The 15,138-nt window shown below is 61.4% G+C and carries 18 protein-coding genes; all 18 read left to right on the top strand.

Annotated features, from left to right (window positions below; genetic code table 11):
- Window positions 1-40 precede the first annotated feature (40 nt).
- On the top strand, window positions 41-277 hold the full coding sequence (locus AB5750_RS00445; RefSeq protein ID WP_368145029.1) for an acyl carrier protein: 237 nt from the start codon (window positions 41-43) through the stop codon (window positions 275-277).
- 2 nt (window positions 278-279) lie between these two features.
- Window positions 280-1,224, top strand: a complete 945-nt coding sequence (gene fabK / locus AB5750_RS00440; RefSeq protein WP_006235020.1) for an enoyl-[acyl-carrier-protein] reductase FabK — start codon at window positions 280-282, stop codon at window positions 1,222-1,224.
- Window positions 1,212-2,138, top strand: a complete 927-nt coding sequence (locus AB5750_RS00435; protein ID WP_138113093.1) for an ACP S-malonyltransferase — start codon at window positions 1,212-1,214, stop codon at window positions 2,136-2,138. Before fabK ends, AB5750_RS00435 begins: the two co-directional genes overlap by 13 nt.
- Before the next feature lie 30 nt (window positions 2,139-2,168).
- Window positions 2,169-2,942 carry a 3-oxoacyl-[acyl-carrier-protein] reductase gene (gene fabG / locus AB5750_RS00430; protein ID WP_227789743.1) on the top strand — a complete coding sequence of 258 codons (774 nt, stop codon included), beginning with the start codon at window positions 2,169-2,171 and terminating at the stop codon, window positions 2,940-2,942.
- A 36-nt stretch (window positions 2,943-2,978) separates the two neighbouring features.
- The gene (gene fabF, locus AB5750_RS00425) at window positions 2,979-4,229 is read left to right on the top strand and encodes a beta-ketoacyl-ACP synthase II (RefSeq protein WP_438266029.1); all 1,251 of its coding nucleotides are present in this window, start codon (window positions 2,979-2,981) and stop codon (window positions 4,227-4,229) included.
- Between the two features lie 3 nt (window positions 4,230-4,232).
- The gene (gene accB, locus AB5750_RS00420; RefSeq protein WP_022094191.1) at window positions 4,233-4,706 is read left to right on the top strand and encodes an acetyl-CoA carboxylase biotin carboxyl carrier protein; all 474 of its coding nucleotides are present in this window, start codon (window positions 4,233-4,235) and stop codon (window positions 4,704-4,706) included.
- Between the two features lie 9 nt (window positions 4,707-4,715).
- The gene (gene fabZ, locus AB5750_RS00415; protein ID WP_099432064.1) at window positions 4,716-5,138 is read left to right on the top strand and encodes a 3-hydroxyacyl-ACP dehydratase FabZ; all 423 of its coding nucleotides are present in this window, start codon (window positions 4,716-4,718) and stop codon (window positions 5,136-5,138) included.
- A gap of 10 nt (window positions 5,139-5,148) precedes the next feature.
- Window positions 5,149-6,492, top strand: a complete 1,344-nt coding sequence (locus tag AB5750_RS00410; RefSeq protein WP_368145028.1) for an acetyl-CoA carboxylase biotin carboxylase subunit — start codon at window positions 5,149-5,151, stop codon at window positions 6,490-6,492.
- Window positions 6,479-8,191, top strand: a complete 1,713-nt coding sequence (gene accD / locus AB5750_RS00405) for an acetyl-CoA carboxylase, carboxyltransferase subunit beta (RefSeq protein WP_368145026.1) — start codon at window positions 6,479-6,481, stop codon at window positions 8,189-8,191. The genes AB5750_RS00410 and accD overlap by 14 nt, the downstream gene beginning before the upstream one ends.
- Before the next feature lie 40 nt (window positions 8,192-8,231).
- Window positions 8,232-9,446 carry a PTS sugar transporter subunit IIC gene (locus tag AB5750_RS00400; RefSeq protein WP_368145024.1) on the top strand — a complete coding sequence of 405 codons (1,215 nt, stop codon included), beginning with the start codon at window positions 8,232-8,234 and terminating at the stop codon, window positions 9,444-9,446.
- A gap of 150 nt (window positions 9,447-9,596) precedes the next feature.
- On the top strand, window positions 9,597-10,751 hold the full coding sequence (locus AB5750_RS00395) for a cation diffusion facilitator family transporter (RefSeq protein WP_368145023.1): 1,155 nt from the start codon (window positions 9,597-9,599) through the stop codon (window positions 10,749-10,751).
- Between the two features lie 39 nt (window positions 10,752-10,790).
- Entirely contained in the window at window positions 10,791-11,417 is a 627-nt protein-coding gene (locus tag AB5750_RS00390; RefSeq protein ID WP_349070373.1) for a histidine phosphatase family protein, read from the top strand.
- Between the two features lie 449 nt (window positions 11,418-11,866).
- A complete protein-coding gene (gene rplC / locus AB5750_RS00385) occupies window positions 11,867-12,487 on the top strand; it encodes a 50S ribosomal protein L3 (RefSeq protein WP_035137484.1) in 621 nt (206 codons plus the stop codon).
- A 46-nt stretch (window positions 12,488-12,533) separates the two neighbouring features.
- Window positions 12,534-13,160 carry a 50S ribosomal protein L4 gene (gene rplD, locus AB5750_RS00380; protein WP_006235032.1) on the top strand — a complete coding sequence of 209 codons (627 nt, stop codon included), beginning with the start codon at window positions 12,534-12,536 and terminating at the stop codon, window positions 13,158-13,160.
- Complete coding sequence (rplW, locus tag AB5750_RS00375) at window positions 13,161-13,448, top strand: 50S ribosomal protein L23 (RefSeq protein ID WP_022094197.1); 288 nt, start codon at window positions 13,161-13,163, stop codon at window positions 13,446-13,448.
- Window positions 13,449-13,627: 179 nt separating this feature from the next.
- A complete protein-coding gene (gene rplB, locus AB5750_RS00370) occupies window positions 13,628-14,458 on the top strand; it encodes a 50S ribosomal protein L2 (protein ID WP_022094198.1) in 831 nt (276 codons plus the stop codon).
- A gap of 32 nt (window positions 14,459-14,490) precedes the next feature.
- A complete protein-coding gene (rpsS, locus tag AB5750_RS00365) occupies window positions 14,491-14,751 on the top strand; it encodes a 30S ribosomal protein S19 (protein WP_006235035.1) in 261 nt (86 codons plus the stop codon).
- 14 nt (window positions 14,752-14,765) lie between these two features.
- Window positions 14,766-15,137, top strand: a complete 372-nt coding sequence (rplV, locus tag AB5750_RS00360; protein ID WP_006235036.1) for a 50S ribosomal protein L22 — start codon at window positions 14,766-14,768, stop codon at window positions 15,135-15,137.
- Window position 15,138: the final 1 nt, after the last annotated feature.

Here is a 15,138-nt window from a genome sequence, read left to right as displayed (position 1 = left end):
AATAAAAACGCCCCTAGGGCACAAACAAAGGAGAACTACCATGGCAGATCAGAAGACCTTCGAGTGCGTTTGCGACGTTATCCGCGAGACCGCCGGTCTTGACGATGTCGAGATGAAGCCCGAGTCCACGCTCGAGGAGATTGGTCTCGACAGCCTGGGCACCGTCGAGATCCTCGTTGCCGTCGAGGACGAGTTTGGCATCCAGCTCGATACCGAGGAGAACCCCAAGACGGTCGGCGAGTTCGCCGATACGGTCGAGGCGGCATTGGAGAAGTAGAGATGCTCAAGACTCCTCTCTGCGATCTGCTCGGCATCGAAAAGCCCGTGTTCCAGGGCGGTATGGCCTGGATTGCCGATGCCTCGCTGGCGTCCGCAGTGTCCGAGGCGGGTGGCTTAGGCATCATCGCGGCCATGAACGCCGACGCCAACTGGCTTCGCGACCAGATTCATGAGCTGCGCGCCAAGACGGATAAGCCCTTTGGCGTCAACGTCATGCTCATGAGCCCGTTTGCCGACGAGGTTGCACAGGTCGTGATTGACGAGCGAGTGCCGGTCGTCGTGACGGGCGCCGGCAATCCCGCCAAGTACATGAAGGCGTGGAACGAGGCGGGCATCAAGGTCATCCCGGTCGTTGCCTCGGTGGCGCTGGCGCGCCTCGTGGCACGTCGTGGAGCCACGGCGGTTGTTGCCGAGGGTACCGAATCGGGTGGCCACATTGGCGAGACCTCGACGATGGCACTGGTGCCGCAGGTCGTCGATGCGGTTGACATTCCCGTCGTGGCCGCCGGCGGTATTGCCGACGGCCGCGGCGTGGCGGCCGCCTTTATGCTGGGCGCCGAAGGCGTGCAAGTGGGTACGCGCTTTCTGGTCGCAGACGAGTGCACCGTCTCGGAGCAGTACAAAGAGATGGTCCTGAAGGCCAACGACACTTCAACGCGTGCGACCGGTCGGTCGACGGGACATCCAGTGCGCGCCCTCAAGAGCCCCTTCACCAACGCCTATGCCAAGAGCGAGGGTTCCGGCGCGAGTGCCGAGGAGCTCGGTGCTATGGGAACCGGTGCGCTGCGTAAGGCCGCCAAGGACGGCAACTACGAAGAGGGTTCGTTTTTGTGTGGACAGATTGCCGGCATGGTCAACGAGCGCCAGAGCGCACGCGAAATCGTTGACGACCTGGTCGATGGCGCCGAGCACGTCCTGAAGGGTGCGTGCGCATGGGTGGCGTAGCGTTTTTGTTTGCCGGCCAGGGTGCCCAGCACCCCGCGATGGGCGTCGACTTGATCGAGACATCGCCGGCGGCTGCCGAGGTGTTCGCCATTGCCGATGAGGTGCGCCCGGGGACGAGCGAGCAGTGCCGGAGCGCCTCCAAGGAGGAGCTCTCGCAGACCGAGAACACGCAGCCTTGCGTGTTCGTGCACGACCTGGCAGCGGCTGCCGCCCTGCGTGAGCGCGGCGTGGTACCTGCCGCCTGTGCGGGATTCTCGCTGGGCGAGGTCGCCGCGCTCACCTTTGCGGGGGCGTTCGATACGCGAGCGGGCTTTGAGCTCGTGTGCGAGCGCGCGGCGCTGATGGCCGCGGCTGCCGAGCGCCATCCGGGCGGCATGCGCGCCGTCATCAAGCTCGATGCGGCGCAAGTCGAGGGCCTGGCAAAACAGGCCGGCGAGGACTGCTGGCCAGTCAACTACAACAGCCCACAGCAGACGGTTGTGGCCGGAGCGCCCGAGGCGCTGCAGGAGCTCGACGTCCTAGTAAAAGAGGCTGGCGGCCGCGCCATGAAGGTCGCGGTGTCGGGTGCATTTCATAGCCCCTATATGGCCGAGGCGACCTGTGGCCTTGCCGCATATATTGAGGCCGGTCACGCGCCGTCCCCGTTGCTCATTCCTGTTTTGGCAAATATGACAGCGGCGCCCTATCCGGCGGATCCCCAGACGGCATCGGATGTCTTGGCCAATCAGGTGAGCCATGCCGTACGCTGGGTCGATACGCTGCATGCTCTGCAGGATCAAGGCATCGACACATTTATTGAGGTCGGCCCCGGCAAAACGCTGTCCGGCCTGGTCAAGCGTACGCTGAGCGACGTTCGCGTGTATTCGTGCGAGACGGCCGAGCAGGTCGCAGCTATTGCCGACGAGCTCGCATAGTCCACAGGGCTGTAACCCGAAAGGAATGACATGGGCAACTTGAACAATGGCGCGCTCGAGCGCAACGACTCACGTCGCGTGGCACTGGTCACGGGCGGCTCGCGGGGTATCGGCCGCGCCTGCGCTATCGGTCTGGCGGAGGATGGCTACGATATCGCCGTCGTCTATGCCGGCAGCGTCGATGCGGCGCGCGAGACGTGCGACGCCTGCGAGGCGGCTGGCGCCACGGCGCGCTCATATCAATGCGACGTGGCCGACCCCGCTGCCGTCAACGCGTGCGTGGAAGCGGTCCTCAACGACTTTGACTCCATTTGGGCGCTCGTCAACAACGCTGGCATCACCCGCGATGGCCTGCTCATGCGCATGGGCGATGACGCCTTCGATCGCGTGCTCGATGTCAACCTTAAAGGAACGTTTAACACGACGCGCGCGCTCACCAAGACCTTTATGCGCCAGCGCGGCGGCTGCGTCGTCAACATGAGCTCGGTTGTGGGCCTGATGGGCAATGCCGGGCAGGCCAACTACGCTGCCTCCAAGGCGGGCGTGATCGGCCTGACCAAGGCGGTGGCGCGCGAGCTTGCGCCCCGCGGTGTACGAGTGAACGCGGTCGCCCCCGGGTTTGTCGAGACAGATATGACGGCAAAGCTTTCGGAAAAGGTTCGTGCGGCAACCGAGGAGCAGATTCCCCTTAAGCGCATGGCGCGCCCCGAGGAAGTGGCCGGCGTGGTGCGCTTTTTGGCGAGCGATGCGGCTTCCTACATTACGGGCGAGGTTGTACGCGTTGACGGCGGAATGGCGATGTAGAAATCAGGGCCGAAGAACGGCTTGGATGAGGAGACCATGATGGAACAGAGAGTTGCAATCACCGGCATAGGTGCCGTATCGCCGCTCGGCAACACCGCGCTTGCCACCTGGGCGGCAATGTGCGCTGGCACGTGCGGCATCGGCCCGATTACGCACTTCGATACCGATGCATTTGCCGTCAAGGTGGCGGCCGAGGTCAAGGGCTTTGACGGCAACGAGTACTTTGGCAAGCGTGACGCCAAGCATCTGGACCCCTGCGTTCAGTTTGCGATGGCGGCTTCGGACGAAGCCATGCACGATGCGGGCTTTGATGTCGAAGGCGCCATCGATCGCGAGCGCCTGGGCGTCTACGTGGGCTCGGGCGTGGGCGGCATGACGACGCTCGTCGACAACGTCCATACGATTGCCGAACGTGGGCCCCGCCGCGCATCGCCCTATATGATCGCGATGATGATCCCCAACATGGCATCGGGCAATATCGCAATCCGCCACAAGGCAAAGGGCCCGACCCTGCCCGTGGTGACCGCGTGCGCAACCTCGGCCCATGCGGTGGGCGAGGCGTTCCGCGCCATCAAGCACGGCTATGCCGACGCGATCCTCGCGGGCGGCGCCGAGGCGGCCATTATCCCCGATGCCGTTGCGGGCTTTACGTCCTGCCGCGCATTGACCACCAACCCCGATCCCGCGACGGCCTGCCGTCCGTTCGATGCAGACCGCGACGGCTTTGTGATGGGCGAGGGCGCCTGCGTGCTCGTGCTCGAGAGCATGGAACATGCGCAGGCGCGCGGTGCGCACATTTATGCCGAGGTCGTGGGCTACGGCAACACCGATGATGCCTATCACATCACGAGTCCTGATCCCGAGGCTGCCGGCATTGCCCGCGCGATATCGCTGGCGGTGACCGAGGGCGACGTCAAGCCTTCCGAGGGTCTCTACATCAATGCCCACGGCACATCGACCAAGCTCAACGATTCGTCCGAGACGGCGGGCATTAAGCGTGCGCTCGGCGAGGACGCGGCGCGCGCCGCGCACGTCTCGTCGACTAAGTCGATGACCGGCCACATGATCGGTGCCACGGGCGCCATCGAGGTCATGGCCTGCGCCATGGCGCTCGAGCAGGGCGTGGTGCCGCCGACCATTAACTACCGCACGCCCGATCCCGCCTGCGATCTTGACTACACGCCCAATCGCGCAGTTCGCGCCGACCTTACCTGGGCGCTTTCGACCAACCTAGGCTTTGGCGGGCACAACGCCGCCATCGCGCTGCGTAGATATACGAGGAGCTAGAGCATGGATTCCAAAAGACTTGCCGAGATAGCCGATGTGATGGAGGACCGCGGCCTCACGCGCGTGCGCGTTGAGGAGCCCGATGGCACCGCGGTCGAACTCGAGCGCGCGAGCGCCGCACAGCCGGTTGCCGTGCCCATGCCCATGCCGAGCGCTATGGCCGCTCCAGTTGCAGCTCCCACAGTCGCGCCTGCCGCACCGGAGCCCGCCGCGCAGACACCTGCCGCCGCACCGGAGCCCAAGGGCACCGAGGTGACCGCTCCCATGGTCGGCGTTTTCTATGCTGCCCCGGCGCCGGGCGACGAGCCGTTTGTGCACGTGGGCTCCAAGGTCAAGGCCGGCGAGACGCTCTGCATCATCGAGGCCATGAAGGTTCTCAACGAGGTAACGGCAGAGGCAGATGGCGAGGTGCTCGAGATCTGCGTGGCCGACGGCGACCTCGTAGAGTTCGGCAGCTGCCTCATGAGGATCGGATAGGTGATATCCATGAACAAAGAAGAGCTCAAGAAGCTGTTACCGCATCGCGAGCCGATGCTTTTGCTCGACGAAGCCGAGCTGGTGGGCGACGAGGCCCACGGCAAGATCACGATTACGGGCGACGAATACTTTTTGCAGGGGCATTTTCCGGGAAACCCGGTGGTCCCCGGCGTGATCCAGTGCGAGATGCTCGCCCAAAACTGCTGCGTGCTGCTGATGGGCGATGAGGAGGCGCGCGGCGCGACGCCGTTCTACACGAGTCTGGACAAGGTGCGCTTTAAGCGTCCGGTGCGCCCGGGCGACACGGTGGATCTGGTGTGCTCCATCACGCGTGCGCGCGGGCCGTTCCGCTTTGCGACGGGTACCGCGAGCGTCAACGGTGAGGTTTGCTGCCGCGCCGATATGTCTTTTGCACTCATGCACGAAAGTTAAGGAAGGCTCCATGTTCGACAAAGTGCTCATCGCCAACCGCGGCGAAGTCGCGGTCCGTGTTATCCGCGCGTGCCGCGATATGGGCATCAAGACCGTCGCTGTTTATTCCACGGCCGATGCGGACGCGCTGCACGTGCAGCTTGCCGACGAGGCGTATTGCATCGGTGGCCCGCGTCTTGCCGAGAGCTACCTCAACGACGATGCCGTGCTCACCTGTGCCGTAAAGTCGGGAGCTAAGGCAATTCATCCCGGCTATGGCTTCTTTTCCGAGAAGGCGAGCTTCGTGCGCGACTGCGACAAGTATGGCCTGGCGTTTGTTGGTCCTTCGGCCAAGGTGATCGACAGCATGGGCGACAAGGACGCCGCACGTCGAACGGCTGCCGCGGCGGGCGTGCCCATCGTGCCGGGCTGCGATTTGCTCAAAAGCCCCGAGGAGGCAACGGCCGAGGCCGAGCGCATTGGCTGTCCCGTGCTCATTAAGGCGCGTGCAGGTGGCGGCGGTCGCGGTATTCGCAAGGTCGAGCGCGTGGAAGATGCGGCAAAGGCGTTCATCGAGGCGCGTGCCGAGGGCGAGGCCGTCTTTGGCGACGGCGAGTGCTACATGGAGAAGTTCGTCGCGCCGGCGCACCATGTCGAGGTGCAGATTATGGCCGATAAGCAGGGCCATGTGTTTTCGCTCGGCGAGCGCGAGTGCTCGGTGCAGCGCCGCAACCAAAAGCTAATCGAGGAGAGCCCTGCGCCGTGCCTCGACGGACACGACGACATTCGTGCTCGCATGCACAAGGCGGCACGCGATCTGGCTCGTGCCGTCGGCTACGAGGGAGCCGGCACCATCGAGTTTTTGTACTCGGACGACGGCAATTTCTACTTTATGGAAATGAACACGCGTCTGCAGGTTGAGCATCCGGTCACGGAGTTTGTGACCGATACCGACTTGGTCAAGTGGCAGCTGCGCGTGGCAGCCGGCCAGTCCCTGCCCTTTGAGCAGGAGGACGTACCGGTCCGTAACCACGCCATGGAGTGCCGCATCAATGCCGAAACGCCGGACTTTCTGCCGTCATGCGGAACGGTCACCGCGTTGCGTGTGCCGGGTGGTCCGCGCGTGCGCTGGGATTCGGCCATGTTTACCGGTGCGAACGTTCCGCTGTACTACGACTCCATGCTCGGCAAGCTTATCGTGTGTGCGCCCACGCGCGACGGCGCCATTCGCAAGATGCGCTCGGCTTTGGGCGAGCTCGTGATTGAGGGCGTGAGCGAAAACAGCGAGCTTCAGCTCGACGTGCTGGCAAACGACGAGTTCTTGTCGGGCATGTATCACACCGATCTGATGGGGCATCTCTATGCTGATGAATAGAAAAGCGAAGACGGTCAACGTCCTCGAGGGACCGATGACCGAGTCGTGTGCCGAGTTTCCCGCGCGCCACGTGTTTATCAAGTGCCCGGAGTGCCGCCGCGTGATCGATGAGGCACGTCTGCACGATAACCTCGAGGTCTGCCCTCGTTGCGGTAAACACTTTCGCGTGAGCGGTCGCGCGCGCATGCGCATGACGGTCGATGAGGGCACGTTTGAGGAATGGGGTGCCAATCTGGCGTCGGAGGATTTCCTCTCGTTTCCTGGCTATGCCGACAAGCTCAAGAGCGTGAGCGAGCGCGATGCCGTTGTGTGCGGCAGGGGCAAAATCTGCGGTTGCGACACGGCGCTCTTCTTTATGGACGCCAACTTTATGATGGGCTCGATGGGTTCCGTGGTGGGCGAGAAGATCTGTCGCGCATTTGAGCGTGCGACCGAGCTGGGATTGCCAGTTGTCGGCTTTACCGTTTCGGGCGGTGCGCGCATGCAAGAGGGCGTGACATCGCTTATGCAGATGGCCAAGATTTCTGCGGCGGTTAGGCGCCATAGCGAGGCAGGTGGCCTGTATATCACGGTGCTCACCGACCCCACGACCGGCGGCGTGACCGCGAGCTTTGCCATGGAGGGCGACATTATCCTGGCCGAGCCCGATGCCCTGACGGCATTTGCCGGCCCGCGCGTGATCGAGCAGAACATGCACAAGCGCCTACCCAAGGGATTCCAACGCTCCGAGTTTTTGCTGGAGCACGGCTTTTGCGATGCCGTTGTTCCGCGTGGCGAGATTGCGCTCACAGTAGGCGAGCTGCTGGCGCTGCACGAAGGGCACGCGCCCGGCCTGGGGGCACCGCATGAGATCGTGCATACGGGTCGCCGCGGCAAAAAGCTAGGACACTTGTTCAAACGCTCGACGGCACCAAAAACCGCGCTCGAGATTGTCAAGCAGACCCGCTCGGCAGATCGCGCCACGGCGGGTGAGATGATCTCGCTGGGCCTGGATGGATTTGTGGAGCTGCACGGCGACCGTTACTTTGGCGACGACGCCGCTGTGGTGGCTGGCATTGGCTGGAAAGACGGACGCCCCGTAACGGTCATCGCCATTGAGCGCGGCACCACGACCAAAGAGCGTATGCGCCGCAACTTTGGCATGGCGCATCCTGAGGGCTACCGCAAAGCGCGTCGCCTGATGCGCCAGGCCGAAAAGTTTGGTCGACCGGTTCTGTGCCTGGTCGATACTTCGGGCGCGTTTTGCGGCATCGGTGCCGAGGAGCGCGGCCAGGGCGAGGCGATTGCCCAGAATCTCATGGAGATGAGCGGCCTTAAGACGCCGATTGTCTCGGTGGTGACAGGCGAGGGCGGCTCTGGTGGCGCGCTGGCGCTGTCCGTGGCCGACCGCATCCTGATGCTCTCGAGCTCGGCCTATTCGGTCGTGAGCCCCGAAGCCTGTGCGTCGATCCTGTGGAAGGATACCGAGCGCGCGAATGAGGCCGCCGAGGCGCTGAAGCTCACGGCCCCCGATCTGTTGGCGCTCGGCATCATCGACGGCATCGTCGACGATAGGGGCCTGTCGCATGAGGAGATCGCCGGCGCCGTCATGTCCTCGGCATTTGATGCCTTCGATACGCTTGGGCAGCTCGACGACGCGACCCTTACAAGCCTCCGCTACGAAAAGTACCGCGCAATCGGTCGGTACCGCACGATGTGACAAAGGGACAGTCCGCATGTCACATTGGGAAAGGCGTTCCATGTCACAAGTTTCTAACACCTCGTTTACAACGACGGTTTCATCAAACGCCATGGCCGTGGTGGACTATCTGTCCAAAAGCATGATGTCGGCGCTGCCGTTTATTGTCTGCGCGGCGTTGTTCCGCACCGTCGCCGTCATTATGGGTGAAGGCATGCTGGGCCTGTGGTCTGCCGATTCCGAAATCTATCGCCTGTTCTACAGTTGGCTCTATAACGCCGGCTACTACTTTTTGCCCATTTATCTTGGTTGGGCGGCCGCCCGCCAGCTCGGTTGCTCGGAGCAGCTGGGCATGATGCTGGGCGGCGTATTGATTGCGCCCGATCTGCTTAAGCTCGTCGATGCCGCATCGACGACGGGGGCATCGATGACTTCCGTGTATGGCCTGCTTCCTGCGCCGGTCAACGATTACACGACGACTGTTATTCCGGTTCTCATCTCGGTGCCCGTGCTATGGCGAGTGGAGTGTTTCTTTAAGCGCGTTATCCCTCAGGCCGTGGCGTTTTCGTTCGTTCCGTTTGCGACCATGCTTGTCATGGTTCCGGTTTCGCTGTGCATTACGGCGCCGGCGGGCAGCTATCTGGGCATGCTGTTGGGCCAGCTTATGTTTATGCTTGGCAATTCCGGTGGCATCGTGTCGCTGCTCACGCTCATGGGGCTTGCTGCGGGCTGGGAGTTCCTTAAGATCGCCGGCGTCAGCAACGTTGTCCTATCGCTCGCCTATGCGCAGTTTATGAGTATGGGAACGGATTCGTGCATCCTGATCGCCGCGACGATGGCAACGTTCGCCGTTTGGGGCATGCCTTTTGGCGCGTCGCTCCGCGTTGCGGATAAGGACGAGAAGGCGCTCATGCTGGGCTATTCAATCTCGGGTGTTCTTGGCGGCGTAAGCGAGCCGGCGCTGTACGGTTGCGGCTTTAAATATGGCAGGTGCCTGACGTGCATGGCCATTGGCGGCGCCGTCGGAGGCCTTGTTGCGGCCGTGGGCCACGTTACGGCCTATACCATCGGCATGACGAATGTCCTTATGGTCATTGGCTTTGCCACGGGCGGCATCTCGAACCTGCTGTGGTGCTGCGCTGCCGGCGGTGTGGCATTTGCGGTGTCTGCGGCGCTGAGCTACTGCTTTGGCGTGGTGCCGGCGAAGGGACAGACGACGGGGGACGGAGCCGATTTGCCCGAAACCTCTAAGAGCGTGGCCGAAGTAAGCGCGTAAACCTGTGCGACACAAGGACGATTCCTTTGCCATATTCCAAGGCCGTGGCCCGTGTGGGTTGCGGCCTTTTTGTATCTGGGGGACAAAGTGGCTACACTACAATCCGTTTGAGCAATAGATATATAGGTAGTACCGTGGGGGCGGATGTAGATGGTCGAGTGGATTGTTAAGCGTGCGCAGGGCGACCGTGCGCGCGTGGGCACGTTGACGGGCGTGGTGTGTATTCTCGCCAATGTGGCACTATGCGCTGCGAAGGGCGTAATTGGCGTGCTGTCGGGATCGGTTTCGATTGTGGCGGATGCCATGAACAACCTGTCCGATGCAAGCTCGAATATCGTGAGCGTGCTGGGCTTTAAGCTGGCGAGCAAGCCGGCCGACCCCGAGCATCCTTACGGCCACGGTCGCTACGAGTATCTCTCGGGTTTGGTCGTGGCGGCGCTCGTGCTGCTTATTGGCATCGAACTGGTGAAGTCCTCGGTGGAGCGTATTGTCAACCCGGAGCCTGTCGAGTTCTCGCTTGCCCTGGTGGCAGTTCTAGTGCTTTCGATGGTCGTAAAGCTCTGGATGGCGGCCCTCAACCAAAAGCTCGGCGATCGCATTGAGTCCGAGACGCTGCATGCGACCGCTCAGGACTCAAAGAACGATGTCCTTGCCACGGGTGCCGTGTTGGCGTGCGCAATTGTTTCGCAGGTGACGCACATCAATCTTGACGCATGGGTCGGCCTTGCCGTTGGCGCCTATATTGGTTGGAGCGGCTTTGAACTTATTCAAGATACGGTGAGCCCGCTTTTGGGTCAGTCGCCCGATCCCAAGCTCGTCGAACATATCCGCAGCAAGATCATGAGCTATCCCGGCGTCTTGGGCGTTCACGATTTGATGGTTCACGACTACGGCCCGGGCAGGAAGTTCGCAAGCGCTCACGCCGAGATGGCAGCCGAGGCCAGCCCGCTGGAAAGCCACGACACGCTCGATAACATCGAGCAGTCGTTTAGGAACGAAGACGGCATGATCGTCACGCTTCACTACGACCCCATCGTGACCGACGATCCAAAGGTGGCGAGCATGCGCTTGCGCATCAACGCTATGGCTCAAGAGATCGATAGCCGCCTTTCGATTCATGATTTGCGCTGTGTGCCGGGCCCCACGCACACCAACGTGATCTTTGACTGCGTGCGTCCCTCGGATCTGCAGATGAGTGCCGAAGACTTAAAGCACGCGCTGGCACAACGGGTCGAATCGGAATATCCCAAGTCGATTGCCAAGATTACGATCGACGAAGACTACGTAGGGCATACCCACGAGTAAGGCTGTGCCGGCAAAGCAGGTTATGCAGAAGGGGAGAGCATGAAGAAGCTGTATCTACTCCGTCACGGTCAGACGGAGTTCAACGTCAAAAAGCTGGTCCAGGGTCGCTGCGATTCACCGCTCACCGACTTAGGCCGTCAGCAAGCCGGGATGGCAGCCGCATGGCTCAAAGCCCACGGCGTCGTCCCCGATAAAGTGGTCTCCTCCCCTTTGGGCCGAGCCATGGCCACGGCAAGCCTCGTCGCAACCGAGCTTCTCGGCGCAGACGCTGACGTTGAGCCCTGCGAAGGCATTATCGAGCGCTGCTACGGCACCTTCGAAGAGGGCCCGCACGACGCGCTACCCACCGACGTCTGGGATCCAGGCGAGGACTTAATCCCATTCGGAGGAGAAGGAAGCCAGGCGCTGCAAGAGCGCATGGTAGACACCCTCACCAATATCATGGACGCCGATGGTATCGAAACCCTTCTAGCAGTAAGCCACGGCAGCGCCAGCCGCCAATTCATCAAGGCTGCCGTCCCAGAGGACTTTGAGCTCCCAACAAAACTCCCCAACTGCGCCATCATGATCTTCGATTTCGATGAGGAAAAGTCGGGAGAAGAGGGCGATACGCCTCAATCCAAGTTTACCTTGCGGCAAATCATCGATCCCCAGCAAAGTCATTAGCCTGAGCGAGCAGAGTTAAGCAGACATCAGCGTGTCGTCTCCCGAGCACGGCGAGGGCCGGAGAAATATATTAAGGTCATCGCGAGTTCCGCACGCAAAGGAGAGCACTTAATGTGCTCTCCGTCTTGCGCAGGACTGTAGAGCAGGGACCTTAATATATTTCTCCGGCCCTCGCCGTGCTCGGGAGACGTGCCACGCACTTTACCTGCGTAAACAATGTGAGTGAAATATGAATCTCGATGGATACGCCCGCAGCCGTGTATACTAAACAGCTGTGTGAAACCAGGGGAGTATTCTGGCTGGACAAAATGCCTGCTTAATAGGGTTGTCAGGTAGTCCGGGCGAAATACAAGGCTGGGGAGCACGTCGTGTAAGTAGTGGTCCTCTAGGGGCGTACGCTCGGTGGTGTACGCATTGTCCCAAGACCACGCGAGAGTTGGGATCATATCTTGATCAGCATGATTCTCGGCCGCAAGATTGGCATGACCCAGGTTTGGGACGAGGACGACAACGTCGTTCCCGTCACGGTCATCCAGGCTGGCCCCTGCGCTGTCTCGCAGGTTAAAACTCAGGCAACCGACGGCTATGACGCCGTCCAGATCGGTTTCGGCGACATCAAGGCCAAGAACGTGAACAAGCCCATGGCTGGTCACTTCGCCAAGGCTGGCGTCGAGCCTGTCCGCTTCCTTCGTGAGGTCCGCGTCGAGAACGGCGAGGAGCACAAGGTCGGCGAGGTCGTCACCGTCGCTGATTTCGCTGATGTCGAGAAGGTCGACGTCATCGGTACCTCCAAGGGTAAGGGCTTCCAGGGTCGCATCAAGCGCTGGGGTCAGCGCCGCGGTCCTATGACGCATGGTTCTCACTTCCAGCGTCACCCCGGTTCTATCGGTCAGTGCGCCTATCCTGCGCGCGTCCTCAAGGGCGTCAAGATGGCCGGTCACATGGGTAACGAGCGCGTTACCGTCAAGAACCTTTCCGTTGTCCGCATCGATGCCGAGCAGAACCTCATCTTGGTCAAGGGCGCTGTCCCGGGTGCCAAGAATGGTCTCGTCGCCATCCGTATGGCCTAAGGGCCCAGCCCATTTAGCCCAGCGTCATACCAAGGAGAACACTTAAATGGCAAAGTTTGAAGTAAAGAACAGCGAGGGCAAGAAGGTCGCCGAGGCCGAGCTCGCCGCTGAGGTGTACGGCATCGAGCCGAACATCCACGTTATGCACCACATCGTCAAGTGCCAGATGGCCTCTTGGCGTCAGGGCACCCAGTCCGCTAAGGGCCGCTCTGAGGTTTCCGGTGGCGGCAAGAAGCCTTGGCGTCAGAAGGGCACCGGCCGTGCCCGCCAGGGTTCCATCCGTGCTGCCCAGTGGCGTCACGGTGGCGTCGTCTTCGCCCCCAAGCCCCGTTCCTACGCTAAGCGTATGAACAACAAGGAGGTCAAGCTGGCTATGCGCTCCGCGCTGTCCGCCAAGCTGGCCGATGGCGAGCTCGTGCTCGTCGACGACTACGGCTTCGAGAAGCCTTCCACCAAGGCTGCCGTCGCCATGCTCAAGGCTCTCGGCCTTGAGGGCAAGCGTCTGACCATCATCGTTCGCGATGAGGACGTCAACGCCTACCTGTCGTTCCGCAACATTCCCAAGACGTTCATCATCACCGCTGACGAGGCCAACACCTACGATCTCGTCAACAACAACGCCGTGCTGATGCCCGCCGACATCGCCGCTCACTTCGGGGAGGTGCTTGCATAAATGACCGCCCACGAGATCATCATCCGTCCGATCGTGTCCGAGCGTTCCTTCTCCGGCATGGAGCTGAACAAGTACACGTTCGAGGTCGCCAAGGATGCTAACAAGTATCAGATCAAGGACGCTGTCGAGGAGATCTTCGGCGTCAAGGTCGTTCGCGTGAACACCCTGACGGTCAAGCCCAAGACCAAGCGTGTGCGCTATGTCGCCGGCAAGACCCGTTCTTGGAAGAAGGCCATCGTCACGCTGGCCGAGGGCGACACCATCGAGGTCTTTGGCAACCAGGCCTAAGACTCGCTGCTGTTGAGTGAGCTCATGCCTCCCAAATAGGGGAGGCGGGAGCTCAAGGTTTTGGGCGTATAAAATGGACACGCCCGGAACCGTGTATACGTCCGGTGTCATCGCACCCGAGGCAGAACCTCGAATCCCTGTCTGCGATGGCTAACGGATTCCTATTGAAAGGGATTGTAATGGCTGTAAAGCACCTTAAGCCGACCTCCGCTGGTAGGCGTTGGCAGACGATCTCCGACTTCTCCGAGATCACCTGCACCAAGCCCGAGAAGTCTCTTCTCGAGCCCCTGCCCAAGAAGGCCGGTCGTAACAACAACGGCCGCATCACCACCCGCCACCAGGGCGGCGGCGTGAAGCGTCGTTACCGCGTGATCGACTTCAAGCGCAACAAGGACGGCGTGCCCGCCAAGGTTGCCACGATCGAGTACGATCCGAACCGTTCCGCTCGCATCGCTCTGCTGCACTACGCTGACGGTGAGAAGCGCTACATCCTGGCCCCCAAGGGCCTCGAGGTCGGTCAGACCATCATGTCCGGTTCTGACGCCGACATCAAGCCGGGCAACGCTCTGCCCCTCGCCGACATCCCCGTCGGTACGCTCATCCACGCCGTCGAGTTCCAGCCGGGCAAGGGCGCCGCTATCGCCCGTTCCGCCGGTAACTCCTGCCAGCTGATGGGTAAGGAGGGCAAGTACGCTATCGTCCGTATGCCTTCCTCCGAGATGCGCCGCATCCTCGTTACCTGCCGCGCCACCGTCGGTGAGGTCGGCAACGCCGATCACTCCAACATCGTCATCGGCAAGGCCGGCCGTAAGCGTCACATGAACGTGCGCCCGACCGTCCGCGGTACCGTCATGAACCCTGTCGACCACCCGCACGGCGGTGGCGAGGGCAAGAACCACACCTCTGGTCGTCCCTCCGTTACCCCCTGGGGTAAGCCGACGAAGGGCCTTCGTACGCGCAAGAAGAAGAAGGTCTCGAACCAGCACATCATTCGTCGCCGTAAGAAGTAATTTCGGATACCGAGTTTTAGGAGAAAGCACTTATGAGCAGAAGTCTCAAAAAGGGCCCGTTCGTGGAGACTCGCCTTCTCTCGCGTATCACCGCGATGAACGAGGCTGGCAAGAAGGACGTCGTGAAGACCTGGTCCCGCGCGTCCACCATCTTCCCCGAGATGGTTGGTCACACCATCGCCGTCCACGACGGCCGCAAGCATGTGCCCGTGTATGTTACCGAGTCCATGGTTGGTCACAAGCTCGGCGAGTTCGCGCCGACTCGTACGTTCCGTGGCCACAAGGCCAAATAGGGGGTTAACCGTAAATGGCAACTAAGTCTATTGAAACTGAGGCCACCGAGGTTCGCGCCGTCGCTAAGTACGTGCGTGTTTCCCCCAGCAAGGCCCGCCTGGTGGTCGATCTGATCCGCCGCAAGCCTGTCGCTCAGGCCTTCGACATCCTCCACTTCTGCGACCGCGCCGTCGCCGTGGATGTCGAGAAGGTTCTCCGTTCCGCCGTTGCGAACGCCGAGAACAACAACGGTCTGCGTGCCGACAACCTGGTTGTCGCCGCTGCCTATGTTGACGAGGGTCCGACGCTTAAGCGCATCCGTCCCCGCGCCAAGGGTTCCGCTTCTCGCATTCTGAAGCGTACTTCCCACATCACCGTCGTCGTTGCTCCTCGAAAGGAGGCGTAAA

Source organism: Collinsella aerofaciens (genome assembly GCF_040926185.1).
Classification (GTDB): domain Bacteria; phylum Actinomycetota; class Coriobacteriia; order Coriobacteriales; family Coriobacteriaceae; genus Collinsella; species Collinsella aerofaciens_BC.
Note: the sequence above shows the minus strand (reverse complement) of the source record. Positions and strands in the feature narration are given on the sequence as shown.

Coding starts and splice junctions, on each gene's coding strand:
- rplW (WP_022094197.1), top strand. CDS start 13,161: ATGACCGCCCACGAGATCATCATCCGTCCGATCGTGTCCGAGCGTTCC.
- accD (WP_368145026.1), top strand. CDS start 6,479: ATGCTGATGAATAGAAAAGCGAAGACGGTCAACGTCCTCGAGGGACCG.
- fabZ (WP_099432064.1), top strand. CDS start 4,716: ATGAACAAAGAAGAGCTCAAGAAGCTGTTACCGCATCGCGAGCCGATG.
- rplV (WP_006235036.1), top strand. CDS start 14,766: ATGGCAACTAAGTCTATTGAAACTGAGGCCACCGAGGTTCGCGCCGTC.
- fabF (WP_438266029.1), top strand. CDS start 2,979: ATGATGGAACAGAGAGTTGCAATCACCGGCATAGGTGCCGTATCGCCG.
- AB5750_RS00400 (WP_368145024.1), top strand. CDS start 8,232: ATGTCACAAGTTTCTAACACCTCGTTTACAACGACGGTTTCATCAAAC.
- AB5750_RS00390 (WP_349070373.1), top strand. CDS start 10,791: ATGAAGAAGCTGTATCTACTCCGTCACGGTCAGACGGAGTTCAACGTC.
- accB (WP_022094191.1), top strand. CDS start 4,233: ATGGATTCCAAAAGACTTGCCGAGATAGCCGATGTGATGGAGGACCGC.
- AB5750_RS00445 (WP_368145029.1), top strand. CDS start 41: ATGGCAGATCAGAAGACCTTCGAGTGCGTTTGCGACGTTATCCGCGAG.
- fabG (WP_227789743.1), top strand. CDS start 2,169: ATGGGCAACTTGAACAATGGCGCGCTCGAGCGCAACGACTCACGTCGC.
- rplB (WP_022094198.1), top strand. CDS start 13,628: ATGGCTGTAAAGCACCTTAAGCCGACCTCCGCTGGTAGGCGTTGGCAG.
- AB5750_RS00435 (WP_138113093.1), top strand. CDS start 1,212: ATGGGTGGCGTAGCGTTTTTGTTTGCCGGCCAGGGTGCCCAGCACCCC.
- rpsS (WP_006235035.1), top strand. CDS start 14,491: ATGAGCAGAAGTCTCAAAAAGGGCCCGTTCGTGGAGACTCGCCTTCTC.
- fabK (WP_006235020.1), top strand. CDS start 280: ATGCTCAAGACTCCTCTCTGCGATCTGCTCGGCATCGAAAAGCCCGTG.
- AB5750_RS00395 (WP_368145023.1), top strand. CDS start 9,597: ATGGTCGAGTGGATTGTTAAGCGTGCGCAGGGCGACCGTGCGCGCGTG.
- rplD (WP_006235032.1), top strand. CDS start 12,534: ATGGCAAAGTTTGAAGTAAAGAACAGCGAGGGCAAGAAGGTCGCCGAG.
- AB5750_RS00410 (WP_368145028.1), top strand. CDS start 5,149: ATGTTCGACAAAGTGCTCATCGCCAACCGCGGCGAAGTCGCGGTCCGT.